This window comes from Micromonospora sp. NPDC049204 (assembly GCF_040647935.1).
Lineage (GTDB): Bacteria > Actinomycetota > Actinomycetes > Mycobacteriales > Micromonosporaceae > Micromonospora.
Genome location: NZ_JBEZDC010000011.1, coordinates 18,621 through 37,723, shown reverse-complemented (window position 1 = coordinate 37,723; position 19,103 = coordinate 18,621). Strand labels below are relative to the sequence as shown.

The following is a 19,103-nucleotide window of genomic DNA, read 5'->3' as shown; positions in this document are numbered from 1 at the left end:
ATGGGTGCCGCACCCGATCCGGACTGGCTGGCCAGCGCCCCTACCCGAGAGGCGCTGGCCGGCCTGGACCGGCGGATGCGGGAGGCCGTCGCCGCGTCGGACCCGGCGTTGTGGGCGATGGCGACGGCGCTGCAGCGCCGGGGCGGCAAGCGGATCCGTCCCGCGCTGCTGCTGGTCGCGGCGGAATTCGGCACCGTGCGTCCGGCACATCTGCTCGACGCCGCCGCGGCGTTGGAGCTGCTGCACCTGGCCTCGCTCTACCACGACGACGTGATGGACCGGGCCGTCACCCGGCGGCACGGCCCCAGCGTCAACGCCGAATGGGGCGAGCCGGCGGCCGTGGTCGCCGGGACCTTCCTGGTGGCCCGGGCGATCGCCCTGCTCGCCGCCTTCGACGACCGGTACGGCCGGGAGGCGGCCGCCGCGCTTGTCGCGCTCTGCGCCGGGCAGCTCCGCGAGACGGAGAACGCGTTCTACACCGGCCTGACCGAGGCGGAGCACCTGGAGATCATCGCCGGCAAGACGGCGACCCTGTTCGAGTTGCCCTGCCGGTTGGGCGCGCTGCTCGCCGGGGCGCCGCCGGCGATCGTCGAGGCGCTGGCCGGGTACGGCCACGACCTCGGTGTCGCCTTCCAGCTCGCCGACGACGCGCTCGACGTGCGCGGCAGCTACGAGGCGCTCGGCAAGCGGCCGCTGACGGACGTGCGGGAAGGGGTCTACACCCTGTCGGTGCTGCGGCTGCTGGCCCGCGACACACCGGCCGCCGGCCGGCTACGCGACCTTCTGGAGGTACGCGAGCCCACCCCGGCGGAGCTGGCCGAGGTGGCCGAGCTGGTCGTCGCCTCGGGAGCCGTGGACGAGGTCCTCGCCGAGGCCCGGAGCCGGGCCGCCCAGGCCGCCCGACGGCTGGACCCGCTGCCTCCCGGCCCGGCCCGGGACTCGCTGGTCCGGCTCGCCGACTACGCCGTCACCAGGGCGGGTTGAGATGGATACGCCGGACCCGCCGATGATCCCGGACCGGCTCGACGGCTTCGACGCGGTCGTCGTGGGCGCCGGCCCGGGTGGCGCGGCCGCGGCCTACCGGCTGGCGACGTTGGGCCGCCGGGTTCTGCTGGTGGACCGGCGCGAGTTCCCCCGCGACAAGTGCTGCGGCGACGGCCTGACCCGCAGCGCCGTACGTCTGCTCGCGGAGCTGGGAGTGCTCGACGAGCTGACGGGTGCCCAGCGGGTCGGCGGGGTGCGGATTCGGATGCGTGGGCGCGGCGGTCGCGACTTCCACTACGAGGACCCCGACGGCACCGGGTACGGCATGGTGGTGCCCCGACTGGAGTTGGACGCGGTGCTGTGCCGACGGGCGGTGCGCGCCGGTGCGGTCCTCTGGACCGGGGCACGAGCCACCCGGCTGCTCGGCGGCGCCGCCGGGGTCCACGGCGTGCAGGTCGAGTACGCCGGCCGACGTTTCTCGCTGCGTACCCCGGCTGTGGTCGCCGCCGACGGGGCCTCCTCGCGGCTGGCTCACCAGGCCGGGTTGCGCAGCCCGGACCGGGAGTGGACCGGATTCGCCGCCCGGGGCTACTTCACGCACATCGCGGACCTCGACGAGTTGCTGGAGATCCACCTTCCGCTGGCGGACGTCACGGACCGGCGGGTGCTGCCCTCCTACGGCTGGGTGTTCCCGGTCGGCGACGGGACGGCCAACGTCGGCGTGGGCCTCTTCGACCCGGCCCACCGGGAGAACGTCCGACTGCTGTACGAGCGTTTCGTCGCCGAGTTGATGGCGACCGACCACCGGTTCCGGGCGGCCCGTGCGACCGGACCGATGACCGGTGCGCCGCTGCGGCTGGACTTCGACCCTTCCCGGTGCGGTGTGCCAGGGCTGCTGCTGGTCGGCGACGCGGCGGGGCTGGTGAGCCCGTTCACCGGCGAGGGCATCAGCTTCGCACTGGAGTCGGGCCTGCTCGCCGCCGACCGGATCGACACGGCACGTCGCCGCGCCGAGACGGGACCGGTGGACCCAGCCCCGTACGCCCGGCAGTTGGCCGCCCGGCAGTCCGGCTACTTCGAGACCGGCCGGTACTCGGTGCGCCGCTACCTGCTCGCCTGGCGGGTGCTCGACGCCACCTTCGACGACGACCGGCCACTGTTCGCGCTCTGCCGCCGGCTGGCGCTCTTCCCGGACGGGGCACGGGCGGGTGTCCTGCTGGACCCGCTGCCGCAGCCGGCGCCGGAGCTGGCCCGCGACCTGCGGCGCGATCTGATGGCGGTGGGCGAGCTGCTCGCCGGCTGCGTTCGTGAGGACTGGCCGATGTTCGTCCGGCTCGGCGGGGTGGACGAGGACCTGTCGACCCTCTCGCTGCGTCCGGCGGTGCTGCTGCTGGTCGCCGCGGCGGTCGGGGGCCGTGAGCATCCGCTTCGGCACGCCCTCGCCGCGGCGGTCGACCTGGGTCTGCTCGCCGGGCTGGCGGTGGACAGCGCCCGGGAGGAGCCCCGGTCGACCGGGCCACGACCGACGCCGTGGGGCAACCGGTTCGCGGTGCTGGTCGCGGACTTCCTGTTGGCCCGTGCGTACGAGTTCGCCGCGCAGGGCGGCGGCCCGGTGGTCGCCGAGTTCGCCGAGGCGTTGACCGTGGCCTGTGAGGGGCGGGCTCAGGAGTTGCGCGACGACCCGTCGTCGGGCGGCGGGGCCGGCGGTGCCGTCCTGGTCGGGCGCGCCGCCATCGCGTTCGAGTTGCCGTGTCGGCTCGGCGGCCGGCTCGGCGGCGCCCGGGTTCCGGTGGTGAACGCGCTGGCCACCTACGGTCGTGAGGTCGGCGCGGCCTATGCCCTCGGCGAGCAGCTTCGGGAGCTGGCCGGGGCGTCCCGGTGGGGTGGGTCGGCGCAGCCCGGGGCGGTCGCGCCCGACGACCCACGGGTCGCCGGTCTGCTCGGCCTGATCGCCGAGCACGCCCAACGGGCGCGAGAGGCGTTGCGGATCGTGCCCGCCGGCCCGGCCCGTGAACTGCTGGCTCGGCTGGCCACCCCCGGGTTGCCGGGCACCGTGGATCCCGACGGCAGGGTGATGTCGGTCACGTAGCGGCGACGGGCGGGCGGGTCCGGGGCTCCGGTGTGAGTGATCGGCGCTTCATCTGGCAGAATGGGTCGCTGGTATCCGGCGCGCGTCCGGCGCCCTCTAACCCGGGCACGTCGCTAGTCCACCGAGTAGTCTCCGGCCCAACCCCACGGGTCCGGTCGGCGCTCACCCATGCACACCGCCCGCACGGGCCGGTGAGATCGCAACAGGAGCGAAACAACTGTGGCCGTAAAGATCCGGCTCCTGCGGATGGGCAAGATCCGCAACCCGCAGTACCGCATCGTCATCGCCGACTCGCGCACCAAGCGCGACGGCCGGGCGATCGAGTTCGTCGGGATTTACCAGCCCAAGGAAGACCCCTCGATCATCGAGGTCAAGTCGGAGCGGGTCCAGTACTGGCTGTCGGTCGGCGCTCAGCCGAGCGAGGCGGTGCAGCGCCTGCTGGAGCTGACCGGTGACTGGCAGAAGTACAAGGGCCTGCCGGCCCCGCCGCCGCTGCTCGTCGCCCCCGAGCGGGCCGACCGCAAGGCGACGTACGAGGCTGAGGCGAAGGCCGCCGCCGGGCTCGCCCCGGAGACCCCGGCCAAGCCGGCCAAGAAGGCCGCCAAGGCCGCCGAGGCTCCGAAGACCGAGGCTGCGGCCGAGGCGCCGAAGACCGAGGCTGCGGCCGAGGCGCCGAAGACCGAGGCCCCGGCCGAGGCTCCCGCCGCCACTGCCGACGCCGGTGAGCAGGCCTGACATGCCTCTGCGTCCGGCGTTGGAGCACCTGGTCAAGGGCATCGTCGATCACCCGGACGACGTCCGGGTGCGGATGGTCGATTCCCGTCGGGGCAAGCGGCTCGAAGTCCGCGTGCACCCCGAGGACCTCGGCACGGTGATCGGGCGGTCCGGCCGGACCGCCAAGGCGCTGCGCCAGGTGATCGGCTCCATCGGCGGGCGCGGGGTACGCGTCGACATCGTCGACTCGTACTGATGCAGCTCGTCATCGGAAGGATCGGCAAGCCGCACGGCGTCCGCGGTGAGGTCACCGTGGAAGTGCGGACCGACGAGCCCGAGGCACGGTTCGCCCCGGGTTCGGTGCTGCGCACCGAACCCGGGGCGACACCCCCGGCTCCCGCCACGGCGGACGAACCCGGGGTGCCGTTCCGGCTTCCGGCGGAGCTGACCATCGAGGAAGCCCGCTTCCACCAGGGTCGGGTGCTTATCGCGTTCGAGGGCATCCTGGACCGCAACACCGCCGAGGCGCTGCGTGGGACGCTGCTCGTGGTGGACAGCGCCGACGTGGACCCGCCGGACGACCCGGAGGAGTTCCACGACCACCAGTTGGTCGGGTTGGCCGTGGTGACCCCGGCCGGCGAACGGCTGGGCGACGTGGTCCGGATCGACCACGCGCCCTCCTCGGACCTGCTGGTGCTGCGACGCCCCGAGGGGCGCACCGCGTTGATCCCGTTCGTCCGGGCGATCGTTCCGGAGGTCGACCTGGCCGGTGGACGTGTGATCGTCGACCCGCCGGCCGGACTGCTCGATCTTTAGGAACACCCCCATGCGCGTCGACGTCGTGTCGATCTTTCCGGAGTACTTCGCCCCGCTCGATCTGTCGCTGATCGGGCGGGCGCGGGCCAACGGCGTACTCCAGCTTGCCGTGCACGATCTGCGGACCTGGACCCACGACGTGCACCGCACGGTCGACGACACCCCCTACGGTGGCGGGCCGGGAATGGTGATGCGCCCGGAGCCGTGGGGTGAGGCGCTGGACGCCCTCGCGCCGGTCGACGCCCCACCGCCACGGCTGCTGGTGCCGTCCCCGGCCGGTGCCCCGTTCACGCAGGCCATGGCTCACGAGCTGGCGGCGGAGTCGCATCTGCTCTTCGCCTGTGGCCGGTACGAGGGCATCGACCAGCGGGTGTTGGCGCACGCCGCCACCCGGATGCCGGTCACCGAGGTGTCGCTCGGTGACTACGTGCTCTTCGGCGGCGAGGTCGCGGTCCTGGTGATGCTGGAGGCGGTGACGCGGCTGCTCCCGGGGGTGCTGGGCAACGCGGGCTCGCTGGACGAGGAGTCGCACGCGCACGGGCTGCTGGAGGCCCCGATCTACACCAAGCCGCCGAGTTGGCGCGGGCACGACGTCCCGGAGGTGCTCCGCTCCGGTGACCACGGCAAGATCGCCCGCTGGCGGCGCGAGGAGGGTCTGCTGCGGACCGCCGCCCGGCGGCCGGACCTGATCGCCGCGCTGCCCGCCGACCGGCTCGACAAACGGGACATCGCGGCCCTGGACCGGGCCGGATTTCAGTCGCCACCGGGGGATGTGGCAAAGTAGGGGGGTTGCCGCATCCGTCCGCTCCCGCGGGCGGCTGCGAGGATCACCGACCGGGGTCGGCCCGCCGACCACCACCCGGGGATCAGAATCACCCACCCGCGCACCGAGTGACGGTGCGCCGTGAGCCTTACGAGGACGCAGCGATGAACATCCTGGACGCCCTTGACGCCCAGTCGAAGCGGACCGACCTTCCCGACTTCCGGGCCGGTGACACCGTCAAGGTGCACGCCCGCGTCGTCGAGGGCAACCGCTCCCGTGTCCAGATCTTCCAGGGCGTCGTGATCCGCCGCCAGGGTGACGGTCTGCGCGAGACCTTCTCGGTCCGCAAGGTCAGCTTCGGTGTCGGTGTCGAGCGGACCTACCCGCTCAACGGCCCGGGCATCGACCGGATCGAGGTCGTGACCCGCGGTGACGTGCGTCGCGCCAAGCTGTACTACCTGCGCGAGCTGCGCGGCAAGAAGGCCAAGATCAAGGAGAAGCGGGAGAAGCAGCCCAGCTGACTTCCCGCTCGCCACGCCGTCCGAGCTGCGCGTATGCCGTAACGACCAGACCGCACTACCCTGGTCGTCACGGGCGCAGCACGGCGGCGGACCCGCCCACGTGGGCGGGTAGCCGTCCACTGCCGCCCGTGGAGCCTCGACGAGGCTCCCGGGCGGTGGTGTTTCTGCGGACCGGGGAGTGGCGTGGTGCAGACGCTTGATGAGGACGGCACCGTCGATCCGTGGCGCCGACGGGCTCGCCGCACCCGCCGGCAGATGCCGCTCTGGCAGGAGCTTCCGCTGCTGCTGGTGGTGGCGTTCTGCCTCGCGGTGCTGATCCGCACCTTCCTGCTCCAGGCGTTCTACATCCCGTCCGGCTCGATGGAGGACACGCTTCTCGTCGATGATCGGGTGCTGGTCAACAAGGTCGTCTACGACGTCCGTGACCCGGTCCGCGGCGAGGTGGTGGTCTTCCGGGGGACCGACCGGTGGGCGCCACAGGTCGACGAGCAGCCGAAGCCGGGCTTCGTCGGCAAGGTGACCCGGACCGTCGGCGACCTGATCGGGGTGAGTCGTCCCGGTGAGAAGGACTTCATCAAGCGGGTGATCGGTCTCCCCGGCGACCGGGTCAGGTGCTGCGACAGTCAGGGGCGGGTGACAGTCAACGGCACGCCCCTCGACGAGCCGTACGTCCTGCGGGACTCCCCGCTGGACCTGCCGCCGAACCCCTCGGAGTGCCGCTCCCGGCGCTTCGACGAGGTCGTCGTACCGCCAGGTCAGATCTTCGTGATGGGCGACCACCGGGAGGTCTCCCAGGACGCGCGTTGCCAGGGCCCGGTGCCGATCGACAACGTGATCGGCCGGGCCTTCATGGTGGTCTGGCCCTCGTCGCGGTGGCACTCGCTGCCGGTGCCGCCGACGTTCGACGACGTGTCCGGGCCGAGCGTGGCATCCTCGGGCGTGCCCCCGGCGCGACCGACCCCGCAGGGCGGTGTGGTGCTCATCCTCCCGTTGGCGGCCGCTCTCCGCGGTTCCCGCGCGTTCCGGTCGATGACGTCCAGTTCGGCAACGTAGGCTCCTTGGCGTGATTGACGAGCAGACCGACAAGCCGCGCAGCTCCTTCTGGAAGGAGCTGCCGATCCTGCTGGGTGTGGCGATCCTGGTCGCGGTGCTGGTCCGCGCCTTCGTGCTGCAGACCTTCTTCATCCCCTCCCCGTCCATGGAGAACACTCTCAAGATCGACGACCGGGTGCTGGTCAACAAGCTGGTCTACGACTTCCGATCACCGCACCGCGGTGAGGTGATCGTTTTCAAGGCTCCGATCGAGTGGAGCGGCAACCCCAAGGGCGAGGACTTCATCAAGCGGGTGATCGGCGTTCCCGGTGACCACGTGGTCTGCTGCGACCCGCAGGAACGGCTGATGATCAACGGCAAGTCGTTGGACGAGCCGTACATCTTCTCGATGGACGGGGTCCGCGACAAGCCGGCCGACCAGGAGTTCGACATCACCGTGCCGAAGGGTCGGCTGTGGGTCATGGGTGACCACCGCTCGGCCTCCGGTGACTCGCTGGAGCACTGGCAGCAGTCCGGGCAGAACATCACCGAGGCCACCATCGCCGAGGACGACGTGGTCGGGCGGGCGTTCACCGTCTTCTGGCCGGTCAACCGGGCCACCTGGCTGACGGTGCCCGACGGGTTCGACGGCATTCCCAAGCCGTAGGCCGACAGGGCGTGGGCGATCCGCCGTCGGTCTGGCAGGCTGGTGCGGTGACCGTCTACACCCCTCGACGCGCGGCCCGCGTGCTGCTCGTCGACGCGGCCGACCGGGTCCTGCTCTTCGAGGGCTTCGACCCGGCCCGACCAGGGCACCGCTACTGGTTCACCCCCGGCGGTGGGCTCGACCCGGGGGAGGCGCCGGCAGTGGGCGCCGCCCGGGAGTTGGCCGAGGAGACCGGCCTACGACTCGACCCGGTCGAGTTGGGCGAGCCGCTCTGGTCCGACGCGACCGAGTTCTCCTTCGACGGTGTCTGGTACCGCCAGGAGCAGGATTTCTTCCTCGTCCGGGTGGAATCCTGGCGGGTGGACACCACGGGCTTCAACGACATCGAGCGGCGCAGCATCGCCGACCACCGCTGGTGGCTTCCCACCGAGTTGGTGGCCAGCGGCGACCGGTTCTACCCACCGGAGTTGCCCGCCCTGCTGACCCGGCTGGGGATGTCGACCACCGCAGGCCAGGGCGAGGCGCCGTGCTGACCCCGCCGCGCACCGTGGTGCGCCGTGAGGCCGGCCTGTACGCCCTGGAACGGGCGCTGCAACGCCGCGGCTTCCGACACGTCGCCGGCGCCGACGAGGCGGGCCGGGGCGCGTGCGCCGGTCCGCTGGTCGCCGCCGCCGCGGTGTTGCCCGAAGGTCGGCGCGGCGAGATCGAAGGGCTGGCCGACTCGAAGCTGCTCACCCCGGCCAGCCGGGAACGGGTGTACGCCGAGGTGGTGGACCGCGCCCTCGCGTACGCCGTGGTGGTCATCCCGGCCGAGGAGGTCGACGCCCGGGGCCTGCACGTGTGCAACCTCGCCGCGATGCGCCGGGCGCTCGCCTCGCTCACCACCCGGCCGGAGTACGTGCTGACCGACGGCTTCGGCGTGGACGGCCTGGGGGTGCCGGGGCTCGCGGTGTGGAAGGGTGACCGGGTGGCGGCGTGCGTCGCGGCGGCGAGCGTCCTCGCCAAGGTCACCCGGGACCGGTTGATGGTGGAGTTGGACGGGGTGTTCCCGGCGTACGGCTTCGCCGAGCACAAGGGTTACATCACCCCGGAGCACTCGGCGGCGCTGCGCGAGCACGGACCGTGCCGGGAGCACCGGTTCTCGTACGTCAATGTCGCGACGGTCTCCGGCCGCGACGGACGGCCGCCGCGCGCCAGACGTCCCGGCGGTCCCGGCCGGGACGAGCCGATGGAGCGCTCCGGGGCGTCAGGGGGTACCGTCGGCGTGGCGTTGGGCGAGCAGCCTCGGCCTCCGACGCCGGTGGGGGAAGATGTGGCCATGGAAGGCGGAGTGCGATGAGCGCGGAAGATCTCGAGAAGTACGAGACCGAGATGGAGCTGCAGCTCTACCGGGAGTACCGCGACATTGTCCGCCAGTTCTCGTACGTGGTGGAGACGGAGCGTCGGTTCTACCTGGCCAACCAGGTCGACCTGCACGTGCGCAACTCCGACGGCGAGGTCTACTTCGAGGTCGAGATGCACGACGCCTGGGTGTGGGACATGTACCGTCCGGCCCGTTTCGTGAAGAACGTCCGAGTGATGACCTTCAAGGACGTCAACGTCGAAGAGCTGGAGAAGCCCGACATCTCGTTGCCCGCCGACTCCGGCTTCGGCGGCTGACCGCAACCGCACCGCTCGGCCGCGCCGCGGGTCCCCCACCCGTGACGTGGCACCTGCCGGTCACTCGGCCGGCACCACGACCTCGACCCGCTGCACCAGGTTGTTGGCGAAGCCGCCACGGTTCCACGGCTGCTCGACCGGCTGGGTCCGCCCGGACGCGTCGGTCGCCCGCGCGCCGAGCACGTACCGGCCCGGGGTGGCGGTCCACTCGTACCGCCAGCGCCGCCAGGCGAAGTCGCCTCCGCCGGCCGGGTCCAGCTCGGCCGGAGCCCAGCTCAGCCCACCGTCGGTGGTGACCTCCACGGCGACCACCGGCGCGTGCCCCGACCACGCCCGACCGTCCACCGTGCACGCGCCGGCCCGCACGACCCGGCGACGGGACATGAAGTCCGGAAAGCCGGGCGGCCGGACCAGCGCCCGTGGCTCGATCCGGGTCACCGGCACGCCCGGGTCGTCGGCGTCGGTGCGCACCCGGTAGGCGACCGCGTTCTGATAACCCTCGAACGGCTCGGTCCGGACGTCGACGGAGTGGACCCACTTCACGTGCGCCATCCCGTACCAGCCCGGCACGATCAGCCGCAGCGGCGCACCGTGCTGCGGCAGCAGGGGAGCGCCGTTCATCTCGTACGCCAGCAGCACCTCCTCGCGCAGCGCATCGGCGACCGGAAGTGCCCGCTGGTAGTCCTGCTCGATCCCGCGCTCGACGCCGTGGTCCGCGCCGGTGAAGACCACGTCCACCGCGGCCGGGTCGAGGCCCGCCTCTCGCAGCAGCGGAGCAAGGGGAGTGCCGGTCCACTCGGCGTTGCCGACCGCCTCGACCAGCCACGGCTGGCTGACCGGCCGAGGGTGCAGCAGGGCTCGGCCGTTTCCGGCGCACTCCAGCGTCACCTGGTGGGTGACCCGCGGTCGCTCGCGTAGCTCGGCGAGCGTGACCGTCAGCGGCCGGTCCACCGCGCCGCCGATGGTCAGCGTGTGCGTCGCCGCGTCCAGCTCCGGGATGTCGTAGTGGGTGAGCAGGTAGTGCAGCCCGGCCGGGGTGACGTCGTAACGCAGCGCCTCCAACGGGATGCCGTGGTTGCGGGCGGCGAGCTGCAACTCCTCGGCGCTGATCGCCTCGTCCGGCCCCGCGAGCCGGGACGGGCCGCTCACGTCGGCCACCGTCGGCGTCCGGTCATCGACAGTGGTCATACCTGGGCCTCCCCGGTCCACACGGCGGCACCCGCCGTACTCGGCCCAGCCTAGGGCCTGTTTCACAAGGGCGGTCAAGCCGAGGCAGAGTGCGGTCGGCCGGTTGGGCCGTGGACGGCGTCCGCATAACAGATCACCGAAGCTGTGGGGTGGTCGTCCACAGCCACTCCGGTTGTCCACAGCCCCGGCGGCCGGGCTGGCGGACGAGCCAGCCTCGGCCGAGGCTGCCGTCATGCGACCACGATCCGTTCATTCGATCCGCCGCACGCTGCTGTCCCGCGTCGCGCTCCCGCTCGCACTGACCGTCCAGCTCGGCGGGCTGGCGGTGCTGGTCGTGGCGGTGCCCGGCCAACCACCGACGTCGACCGTGCCGGTCGCCGCCCGGACCGTCCCGCTCGCCGACCCACCGCCGGCCGACCCGGCACCGGCCGGGCGGTTTCGCTGGCCGGTCGACGGGCCGCCTCGTCCGGTGCGCCGGTTCGACCCGCCGCCGCGACCATGGCTGCCGGGCCACCGCGGCGTCGACCTGGCCGCCCCGGCCGGAGCGGTGATCCGCAGCCCGGGGCCGGGCACGGTGCTCTTCGCCGGCCTGGTGGCCGGCCGGCCGGTGGTCACCGTGGGCCACGCCGGTGGCCTGCGGACCACCCACGAGCCGGTCCAACCGGCCGTACGACCCGGCCAGCCGGTCACCGCCGGCACACCGCTGGGCGGGCTGCTGCCCGGTCATCCGGGTTGCCCGGCCGAGGCGTGCCTGCACTGGGGACTCCGCCGGGACGAGGAGTATCTCGATCCGCTTGCCCTGCTCGGCCTCGGCCCGGTGCGCCTACTCCCGGTCGGGGGAGCCGGCGGCGGTGAGGTCAGCGCTGGGCGAGCAGCGCCGGCAGGCGCACGGCCAGCCGCTCGTACTCGTCGGCGGTGTTGTAGACCTGACCGGTGAGCCGCAGCCACCCACGGCCGTTCCAGCTCATCACCGCCACCTCGGTGGCGAGCCGCTCGCCGATCCGCGCCTGCAACGCCCGCGCCGCGTCGATCGTGGTGCCCGTGCCGGGCGGCAGCGGGATGAGACGCAGCGACACCCCCGGCCCGCCGGGGTCGGGCAGGTCGGCGGGTGCCACCCCGAGCGAGTCCCCCACCACCCGCTGGCCGTACGCGGCGAGCGCGGCGTTGTGCGCCCGCACCCGGTCCAGGCCGAGACTTCGCAACGTGAACAGCCCCGCCGGGGCGGCCAGCCAGGACGTGTAGTCGAGAGTCGCCTGCCACTCGATCCGGGCTGGGAAACCCGACTCCTGCTCCCAGGAGACGACAAGCGGTTCGATCCGGTCCCGCCACCGCGGTGCCACCGTCAGCAGCGCGGTCCCGCGCGGGGCGTACGCCCATTTGTGCAGGTTGCCGGCCCAGAAGTCGGCGCCGATGCCGCTCACCGGGGTGGCCAGCATTCCGGGGGCGTGTGCCGCGTCCACCAGGACGGGCACGCCCTGCTCGTGGGACGCCCCGACGATGGCGGCGGCCGGGAAGAGCTTCGCGGTGGCCGAGGTGAGCTGGTCGACGACGAGCAGCCGGGTCCGCCCCGGGCGCAGCCCGGCGCGGACGATCTGCACGATCTGTTCGTCGGTGGCGTCCAGCGGGATGGGCAGGACGCGGCTGACCGCCCCCGTGCGGCGACACTCGCGCTGGATGGCCAGGCTCACCGCCCCGTACCCGTGGTCGGTGCTGAGCACCTCGTCGCCGGGTTGCAGGCCCAGCGACTGGAGGACCACGGCGACACCTGTGGTGGTGTTGCCCACCAGGGCGCTGCCGTCGGGGTCGGCGCCGAGGAAACCGGCGAGGTGCCGGCGGGTGTGCGCGATCCGGTCGACCAGGCCCTGGGTGAAGAAGCGCAGCGGGTTGGCCTCCATCTCGTCGCGCAGCCGCTGCTGGGCTCGCTGCACCGCGATCGGGACCGCGCCGAACGAGCCGTGGTTGAGATGGCTGACCGCCGGGTCCAGGGAGAAGAGCAGACGGGCGCCCGGGATCGGCTCAGGGGGCTGCGGGACGCTCACCTGATGATCGTAACCGTCGGGCTCGTTCGCCTCCGGTGCTTGATCGGGCGAGCGGGTGGGCCTGCCGGTGGGCGGCGCGTTTCCGCTCGACATCAGGCGCGCGGGTGGGCCTGACGGTAGGCGGCACGCAACCGCTCCACCGACACGTGCGTGTAGATCTGCGTGCTCGCCAGCGACGAGTGGCCCAGCAGCTCCTGGACGGCCCGTAGGTCCGCACCGCCCTCCAGCAGGTGGGTGGCCGCCGAGTGGCGCAGACCGTGCGGGCTCGTCCGGGGCAGGCCGACGGCCTCGGCGTACGCGCCGACGATCTGACGCGCCGTCGTCGGGTTGAGCCGACCGCCCTTGGCACCCAACAGCAACGCGTCTCCGGAGCGGGCGCCCACCAACGCCGGACGGCCTCGGCGCAACCAGTCGTCCAACGCTCGCTGCGCGGGCACCCCGTACGGCACCGCGCGCTCCCGCCCACCCTTGCCGAACACCCGGATCACCCGCCGGCTGTGGTCGACGTCGCCGACGTCCAACCCGCACGCCTCGCTGACCCGTACCCCGGTCGCGTAGAGCAGCTCCAGCAACACCCGGTCCCGCAACGGCACCGCCTCCGTCGCGGTGTCCTCCGCTGCTCTTGCTGGCGGTGCGGCCGCGAGCGGGGCCTGCTCGGCCGGTGTCTCGGCCGATCGTGGCGCGGGCGTGCGCGGGGCCTGCCGGGCCGGTGCCTCGACCAGGGCGGCGGCCTGGTCGGCGCGCAGGACGGTGGGCAGCTCCCGGTGCGCCCGAGGGCTGGCCAGCGCGGCCCCCACGTCGGCGGGGAGCAGCCCGGCCCGGTGCGCCCAGGCGCTGAAGGCCCGCGCCGACGCTGCCCGCCGGGCCAGCGATGTACGGGCCGCCCCGGTGGTGCGTTGCCGCGCCAACCAGCTGCGCAGCACCGACAGGTCCAGGTCGGCGAGGTCGACGCAACCCATCCGTACGGCGTGGTCGAGCAACGAGACGAGATCGGTGACGTATGCGCGGACGGTGTGCGCCGACCGGTTACGCACCCGGGACAGGTGCGCGGCGAAGTCGTCGACGGCGTCGCGCAACTCGGGCGGCAGCGCCTGGTGCATGGCCCGGGTGCCTCGATCGGGCCGACTCATCGTGGCCGCGCCGGTTTGCGGACCGGTCCAGCGGCCCAGGCACCTCTACCGGCAGCTGGCACGGCACCAGCCTACGGCCGAGCGACGAGGGTCACCGGCCGCCACGGTGCCGGTGTTCGTCGGACCTGGCCACGTTTCGCTGGTTGCCGTGACTCGCCGCAAAGCTGGGCAACGCGACGCTGAGGCGGGCGGTGCGTGCCCCCGCGATCCGGGGGTACGGTCACCTGCGCGGTATTGACCGATGGCCACCCTCGTCGTGGTGGTGCCAAGGTTCGTCGGCGACGAGGCGGTCATCATCGGCAACGCCCGTCGCGGCTGCTGGAGTTGGAGATCGATGAACACAATCGACGCCCTCGGAGCGCTGGTCCGGTGAGCGCCGACTGGAAGCAGGTGACAAGGCTCGACCGGTCGAGCCTCGTCACCTGGCTCCGCTCATCCGAGCCCCACGACGTCCAGTGGACGGGCAACGAATGGCTGGGCGTACTGCAACTGTTCACCTGGCACCTCAGCCAGGAGGGCGCCGAGGTTGCCCCGGCCGAGTGGCCGGCCTACTCCGCCGCCTACGACGTGCTGCTCGATCGGACGCAACGTGCCGATGGCATCGACGCCCGGGAAGCGGCCGTCCGACGGCTGCTCCTGACCGCTGTCGCTCTCACCCACACCGTCCCGACCCGGGAGGTCGCGTTGCTGGACCCCCGGCACGCGATCGACGCGTTCAACGCCGCGCTGCCGATGCGGACGGCGGAGGCAGCTCGGGTCGCGCCGCAGTGGCGTTTGTTGGGTCCCGAAGACATGCGCCGGCTGGTCCGGGCCGCCGGGTTGGTCACCGCGGCCCGCGCGCTCAAGCCGTACCTCGACGAAACCGACGCCGGTAGTAGAGCCTTCGCCGCGGAACTGGCGGCCTGGGAGCGCGACGTGCTCGTCCATCTCAGGTCCGAGCTTCCCCCTTCCTGACGGAGGGTCGGGGGGCGAGGGCGTAGCCGTCGTCTCGACGAACCACCATGGACAACTCCTCGAGCAGGGACAGTTTGCGCAACGAGGTCCGTACGTCGACACCGGCGCGGGCGGCGAGCCGGTCCACGCCCATCGCGCCGCGGCGGGGCAGCGCCTCCAGCAGTGACCGCGCTTCGTCGTCGAGCGCGTCGGTGGGCCGCTGCGGTCCGCGCGCCACCGGCGCCAGGTCGGCCCCGATCCGCCCCACCTCCTCGAGCACGTGCGCCACCCCGGTGACCAACCGAGCCTTGTCGGGGTACTCGCGCAGGAGTTCGTGCGCGCCGACGGACATCGCCGAGGTCACCGGGCCAGGCACCACCATGGCGACCCGATTGGTGTAGATGGCCCGCCGGGCGGTCTGCGTCGCGCCGCTGCGCGCCGACGCCTCCACCACGACGGTGCCGAGAGTGGCCCCGGCGATGACCCGGTTGCGGATCAGAAACCGGGGCCGCAGCGGCTCCGCGCCGGGTGGCCACTCGCTGACCAGCAGCCCGGTGTCGGCGATCCGGTCGAAGAGCGCGGTGTTGCCCATCGGATATGGCCGGTCCACCCCACAGGCGAGCACCGCGACGGTCAGGCCGCCCGAGTTGAGGGCACCCCGGTGCGCGGCGGCGTCGATGCCGAACGCGCCGCCGGAGACGACCGTCCAGTCCCGTTCGGCCAGCCCGTATCCCAGCTCGGTCGCGACGTGCTGGCCGTAGGCGGTGGCCGCCCGCGCACCGACCACCGCCACCGAACGGTCCAGCGCCTCACCCAGCGGCCAGGCCCCGCGTACCCAGAAGCAGAGCGGTGGGGCGGTCTCACCGTCCACCCGGCGGCTGACGTCCGGCAGGCGCAGCGTGGACAGGCCGGCCACCCGTGCCGGCCACTCCTCGTCGTCGGGTGTGACCAGGCGGGCGCCGAGCCGGTCCGCCCGGTCCAGCGCCTCGGCCGCCACCGCCCGGGCGTCGCCGGCCACCGACCGGGCGGCCACCGCGGTACGCAGCCGGCCGTCCGGGCCGCCGCCGTCGAGCAGCAGATCCAGAGTCGCCACCGGGCCGAGCCGTTCGACCAGTTGGTGGACCACGCGGGTGCCCGGCTCGGCCAGCCAGGTCAGTGCGACCCGGGCCAGCCTGCGTTCGTCATCGGCGCTCACGTCGCCTCTCCTGTCCGTAGTTGCAGCGCCTCCCGGACGTCGTTCAGGTCTGGTCGGTCCCGACCGTCCAGGTCGGCGATGGTCCACGCCATCCGGATCACCCGGTCGAAGCCGCGGGCGGACAGCGAGCCGGAGTCGAGCCGCCCCCGCAACTCGGCGGTGACCCGGGCGGGCAGCCGCCACGGCGGTCGGCGCAGGTGTGGGCCTTCCACCTCGGCGTTGAGCCGCCGACCGAGGCCGGCCCAGCGGGTGGCCGCCGCCTGCCGGGCCGCCGCCACCCGGGCGGCGACCGTCGCCGAGGGCTCGACGCCGCCGTCGGTCGCCATCAGCTCGGCCGCCCGCACCGGCATCAGCTGCACCTGGACGTCGATCCGGTCGAGCAGTGGCCCGGAGAGCCTTCCCAGGTAGCGGCGCCGGACCAGCGGGCTGCACTCACAGCGGGCGTCGCCTGCTGGTTGGGCACACGGGCAAGGGTTGGCGGCCAGCACCAACTGGGTTCGGGCCGGATAGACCGTGCCGCCCCCGCTGCGGGTGAGCCGGATGCGGCCGTCTTCGAGCGGTTGGCGCAGCGCCTCCAGCGCGCCCTTGCTGAACTCGGGGGCCTCGTCGAGGAACAGCACGCCGCGGTGCGCCAGCGACACCGCGCCGGGTCGGGCCAGCCCCGAGCCGCCACCGACGAGCGACGGCACGGTCGCGGTGTGGTGGGGCGCCTGGAACGGCGGGCGACGCAGCAATTGACCGCCCGGCGGTAGCAGCCCGGCGACCGAATGCAGGGCGGTGACCTCCAGTGCCGCGTCGTCGTCCAACTCGGGCAGGATCGACGGCAGCCGCTCGGCGAGCATCGTCTTGCCGGCACCCGGCGGCCCGAGCAGCGCCACGTGATGCCCGCCGGCCGCGGCGACCTCCAGTGCGCGGCGACCGAACTGCTGCCCGGCGACGTCGGCGAGATCCGGCCCCTCGACGGCCGGCGTCGAGGTGGCCTCCGGCGGCTCGATCAGCGGGGCGCCGTCCCGAACGAAGGCGACCAGTCGGTGCAGGGAGTCCACCGCTCGCACCCGTACTCCGGGGATGACCGCGGCCTCGGCGGCGTTGCCGACCGGGACGATCACCCGTGCGATGCCGGCCTGGGCCGCGGCGGCGACCATCGGGAGCACACCGCGCACCGGCCGGACCGTGCCGTCCAACCCCAACTCGCCGAGGACCACCACCCCCTCCAGGGGAAGTAGCGGCAGCTCACCCGAGCCGCCCAGGAGAGCCGCGGCGATGGCCAGATCGAAGGCCGAGCCGGATTTCGGCAGCGTCGCGGGCAGCAGATTGAGGGTGATCCGCCGGTTGGGCCAGCGCTGGCCGGAGTTGACCACGGCCGCGCGGACGCGGTCGCGGGCCTCGTGCAGGGCGGTGTCCGGCAGGCCGGAGATCACCACGGCGGGCAGCCCGGCGGCCAGGTCGGCCTCCACCTCGACCAGGTGGCCGGTGACCCCGACCAGCCCGACGCAGAGCACCTTCGCGTAGCTCACGGCGCGTCACCGATCCTCCGGGCGCGCATGTCAGAACGCACCCTTGAGGTGGTCCACCTCTGCCGGGCCGGCGTCGGGCAGCCGCACCGACAGCACGTCGAAACGCACCTCCTCGGCGGTCGTGCCGGTCTCGGTGAGCCAGCGCGCGGCGAGCCCTCGCAGCCGACGGGCCTTGGCCGGCACGACCGCCTCGGCCGGGGTGCCGAAGTCCTCGCCCCGGCGGGTCTTCACCTCACAGAAGGCGAGCACCGGCCCGTCCCACGCGATGATGTCGATCTCCCCGGCCGGACAGCGCCAGTTTCGGGCGATGGGGCGCAGACCCGCCTCGGTCAGGTGCCGGGCGGCGCACCGCTCGCCGTACGCGCCGACCGCCTGGTTCCGCTTCGTCATGGCCGGAACCGTGCCCGCCCGGGTACCACCGCGGCTACTTCGACGGTGGCTCACCTGTGGACGACGGGGTCGCTGTGGACAGCCGGACGATCATGCCCACGGTGTGCTAATGGCGTTGGGCCTCCCCGACCGATGCCGGCCGCGCTGCCTGCGCCGCGGGGACCGGTGGTGCGTGGCCGACCGGGCTGAGATGGCGCGGGCGTGGCCGGTCGCATACGGTGCCTGACGTGGACGGACGACGGAGTTTTCCGGAAGATCAGGAGTCGCGCTGGTACCCCGACGAGCGGGGTCGCGGTTACGGCGAGTCGGAGTGGCGCGGCGCGGGCGAATCGCGATACCGGGACGGTGAGATCCCCGAGCAGCGTGGCGCGGAAGACAGCCGCTCCGTCGAGGACACCGGCGTCCGCCGGCGCCGCGAGCCGGACTCGGGACGTTTCGGCGCCGTCGACGCCAGCCGCTTCGGTACGCCTGAGTCCGACTCAGGTCGGCTGAGTGCGGTGGACGGGGGCCGCCTCGGTACGCCCGAGTCGGACTCGGGACGTTTCGGCGCCGTCGACGCATCCCGCTTCGGTACGCCGGAGTCGGACTCGGGTCGACTGAGTGCGGTGGAGGCACCCCGCTTCGGTACGCCCGAGTCGGACTCGGGTCGCTTCGGCGCCCTGGACGGTCAGGCCGGTCGGTTCGGGGTGAGTGAGGCAGATTCGGGGCGTTTCGGTGCGGTCGACCCGGGCGCCGCCCGACCGGAGGTGGACGGTTATCGGGCCACCCGCTCGCGGCGGGCGGATCGGGACCCCTCGGAGATCTCCGGTGAGCTGCCCGGTCGTCGGGCGGCCCGGGAGGCCACCGCCGCGACGCCCCCGCTGACCGGCCCCCCGCTGAGTGGCCCCCCGCTGAGTGGTCCCGCTCCGGAGGCCGCCCGCGACACTCCGTCGGCGGCCGTCCCGCCGGGCGGTGTGTTCGCCGAGCAGGCTCGTCCCGCCCCGATCGGTGGCTACCCGATCGTCGAGCCGACCCGGGCCGGCGACACGCCGCACCCCCTGGAGATGCCGACCGGTCCGATGCCGGGGATCGGCCCCCGGCCCGACCTGCCCGCCGCGGAGCCGCCGACCTACGCCCCGGTGGCCGACGGCGTCTACCGGACCCGACGGCCGGTGCTGGCCGTACTCTTCGCTCTGCTGGTGTTGATCTTTGAGATCCCCGCGCTGCGGGTGCTGCTGGCGGGCGTGACCGGCGATCCGGTGGACGCCGGGAACGTGGTGGTGGGTATCGCCCTGGTTGCCGGGCTGCCGATCTTCGCGACCGGGCTCTACGGGCTGCGAACCGGAGGTCTGGCGCTCGCCGACGGTGGTCGGGGCTGGTTGCGCCCACCCACCGCCTACCTGACCGTCGGCCTCGTGCTCTTCCTCGCCGCCGCACTCGCGGCCGGCTGACCCGGCCGGCCTCGCGCCTTCGGGTCCAGCAGTTCC

The 19,103-nt window shown here is 73.3% G+C and carries 22 protein-coding genes; 16 read left to right on the top strand and 6 right to left on the bottom strand.

The genetic code is table 11. The annotated features are described in order from the left end of the window. From AB0A90_RS21115 to AB0A90_RS21060, 12 genes are all read left to right on the top strand, one after another. Positions 1 to 984, top strand: coding sequence for a polyprenyl synthetase family protein (locus AB0A90_RS21115; RefSeq protein ID WP_357250403.1), 984 nt, complete (start codon positions 1 to 3; stop codon positions 982 to 984). 1 nt (position 985) lies between these two features. Continuing rightward, positions 986 to 3,073: a geranylgeranyl reductase family protein gene (locus AB0A90_RS21110; protein WP_357250400.1), complete on the top strand. Its 2,088-nt coding sequence runs from the start codon at positions 986 to 988 to the stop codon at positions 3,071 to 3,073. A gap of 219 nt (positions 3,074 to 3,292) precedes the next feature. After that, on the top strand, positions 3,293 to 3,808 hold the full coding sequence (gene rpsP, locus AB0A90_RS21105; RefSeq protein WP_357250397.1) for a 30S ribosomal protein S16: 516 nt from the start codon (positions 3,293 to 3,295) through the stop codon (positions 3,806 to 3,808). Next, the gene (locus AB0A90_RS21100; RefSeq protein WP_172862164.1) at positions 3,783 to 4,043 is read left to right on the top strand and encodes an RNA-binding protein; all 261 of its coding nucleotides are present in this window, start codon (positions 3,783 to 3,785) and stop codon (positions 4,041 to 4,043) included. Before rpsP ends, AB0A90_RS21100 begins: the two co-directional genes overlap by 26 nt. After that, complete coding sequence (rimM, locus tag AB0A90_RS21095; protein ID WP_357250394.1) at positions 4,043 to 4,603, top strand: ribosome maturation factor RimM; 561 nt, start codon at positions 4,043 to 4,045, stop codon at positions 4,601 to 4,603. Before AB0A90_RS21100 ends, rimM begins: the two co-directional genes overlap by 1 nt. A gap of 10 nt (positions 4,604 to 4,613) precedes the next feature. Continuing rightward, positions 4,614 to 5,387, top strand: a complete 774-nt coding sequence (gene trmD / locus AB0A90_RS21090; RefSeq protein ID WP_357250391.1) for a tRNA (guanosine(37)-N1)-methyltransferase TrmD — start codon at positions 4,614 to 4,616, stop codon at positions 5,385 to 5,387. A gap of 143 nt (positions 5,388 to 5,530) precedes the next feature. Then, positions 5,531 to 5,887 (top strand): 50S ribosomal protein L19, encoded by a 357-nt coding sequence (gene rplS, locus AB0A90_RS21085; RefSeq protein ID WP_030335223.1) that lies wholly within the window; start codon positions 5,531 to 5,533, stop codon positions 5,885 to 5,887. A gap of 183 nt (positions 5,888 to 6,070) precedes the next feature. Further along, entirely contained in the window at positions 6,071 to 6,940 is an 870-nt protein-coding gene (lepB, locus tag AB0A90_RS21080; RefSeq protein WP_357250387.1) for a signal peptidase I, read from the top strand. Between the two features lie 10 nt (positions 6,941 to 6,950). After that, positions 6,951 to 7,586: a signal peptidase I gene (gene lepB / locus AB0A90_RS21075; RefSeq protein WP_357250384.1), complete on the top strand. Its 636-nt coding sequence runs from the start codon at positions 6,951 to 6,953 to the stop codon at positions 7,584 to 7,586. A gap of 47 nt (positions 7,587 to 7,633) precedes the next feature. After that, positions 7,634 to 8,119 carry an NUDIX domain-containing protein gene (locus AB0A90_RS21070; protein WP_357250381.1) on the top strand — a complete coding sequence of 162 codons (486 nt, stop codon included), beginning with the start codon at positions 7,634 to 7,636 and terminating at the stop codon, positions 8,117 to 8,119. Next, a complete protein-coding gene (locus tag AB0A90_RS21065) occupies positions 8,113 to 8,925 on the top strand; it encodes a ribonuclease HII (RefSeq protein ID WP_357250378.1) in 813 nt (270 codons plus the stop codon). The genes AB0A90_RS21070 and AB0A90_RS21065 overlap by 7 nt, the downstream gene beginning before the upstream one ends. After that, entirely contained in the window at positions 8,922 to 9,245 is a 324-nt protein-coding gene (locus tag AB0A90_RS21060) for a DUF2469 domain-containing protein (protein ID WP_007075222.1), read from the top strand. The genes AB0A90_RS21065 and AB0A90_RS21060 overlap by 4 nt, the downstream gene beginning before the upstream one ends. 60 nt (positions 9,246 to 9,305) lie before the next feature. Here AB0A90_RS21060 and AB0A90_RS21055 read toward each other — a convergent pair whose 3' ends face one another. Beyond that, positions 9,306 to 10,433: a sulfite oxidase gene (locus AB0A90_RS21055; RefSeq protein ID WP_357250375.1), complete on the bottom strand. Its 1,128-nt coding sequence runs from the start codon at positions 10,431 to 10,433 to the stop codon at positions 9,306 to 9,308. Positions 10,434 to 10,665: 232 nt separating this feature from the next. On the opposite strand from AB0A90_RS21055, the gene AB0A90_RS21050 reads away from it, so the two are divergent. Next, complete coding sequence (locus tag AB0A90_RS21050) at positions 10,666 to 11,370, top strand: M23 family metallopeptidase (protein ID WP_357250372.1); 705 nt, start codon at positions 10,666 to 10,668, stop codon at positions 11,368 to 11,370. Here AB0A90_RS21050 and AB0A90_RS21045 read toward each other — a convergent pair. Next, positions 11,291 to 12,472: an aminotransferase class V-fold PLP-dependent enzyme gene (locus AB0A90_RS21045; RefSeq protein WP_357250369.1), complete on the bottom strand. Its 1,182-nt coding sequence runs from the start codon at positions 12,470 to 12,472 to the stop codon at positions 11,291 to 11,293. The genes AB0A90_RS21050 and AB0A90_RS21045 overlap by 80 nt on opposite strands. A 92-nt stretch (positions 12,473 to 12,564) precedes the next feature. After that, positions 12,565 to 13,602, bottom strand: a complete 1,038-nt coding sequence (locus tag AB0A90_RS21040; protein ID WP_357250366.1) for a tyrosine recombinase XerC — start codon at positions 13,600 to 13,602, stop codon at positions 12,565 to 12,567. A 241-nt stretch (positions 13,603 to 13,843) separates the two neighbouring features. On the opposite strand from AB0A90_RS21040, the gene AB0A90_RS21035 reads away from it, so the two are divergent. Both AB0A90_RS21035 and AB0A90_RS21030 read left to right on the top strand, forming a co-directional pair. Then, positions 13,844 to 13,975 carry a hypothetical protein gene (locus AB0A90_RS21035; RefSeq protein ID WP_357250363.1) on the top strand — a complete coding sequence of 44 codons (132 nt, stop codon included), beginning with the start codon at positions 13,844 to 13,846 and terminating at the stop codon, positions 13,973 to 13,975. Continuing rightward, positions 13,972 to 14,556 (top strand): hypothetical protein, encoded by a 585-nt coding sequence (locus tag AB0A90_RS21030; protein WP_357250360.1) that lies wholly within the window; start codon positions 13,972 to 13,974, stop codon positions 14,554 to 14,556. The genes AB0A90_RS21035 and AB0A90_RS21030 overlap by 4 nt, the downstream gene beginning before the upstream one ends. Here the strand turns inward: AB0A90_RS21030 and dprA are convergent. Genes dprA through AB0A90_RS21015 form a run of 3 tightly spaced genes read right to left on the bottom strand, consistent with a single transcriptional unit; the run spans position 14,531 to position 17,637 of the window. Continuing rightward, complete coding sequence (gene dprA / locus AB0A90_RS21025; protein ID WP_357250358.1) at positions 14,531 to 15,730, bottom strand: DNA-processing protein DprA; 1,200 nt, start codon at positions 15,728 to 15,730, stop codon at positions 14,531 to 14,533. The two genes, AB0A90_RS21030 and dprA, sit on opposite strands and share 26 nt — an antisense overlap. After that, complete coding sequence (locus tag AB0A90_RS21020; RefSeq protein WP_357250355.1) at positions 15,727 to 17,247, bottom strand: YifB family Mg chelatase-like AAA ATPase; 1,521 nt, start codon at positions 17,245 to 17,247, stop codon at positions 15,727 to 15,729. The genes dprA and AB0A90_RS21020 overlap by 4 nt, the downstream gene beginning before the upstream one ends. 30 nt (positions 17,248 to 17,277) lie before the next feature. After that, positions 17,278 to 17,637 (bottom strand): YraN family protein, encoded by a 360-nt coding sequence (locus AB0A90_RS21015; RefSeq protein ID WP_357250352.1) that lies wholly within the window; start codon positions 17,635 to 17,637, stop codon positions 17,278 to 17,280. Between the two features lie 218 nt (positions 17,638 to 17,855). Between AB0A90_RS21015 and AB0A90_RS21010 the strand changes: the two genes are divergently transcribed. Beyond that, positions 17,856 to 19,067 (top strand): hypothetical protein, encoded by a 1,212-nt coding sequence (locus tag AB0A90_RS21010; RefSeq protein WP_357250349.1) that lies wholly within the window; start codon positions 17,856 to 17,858, stop codon positions 19,065 to 19,067. Positions 19,068 to 19,103 lie beyond the last annotated feature (36 nt).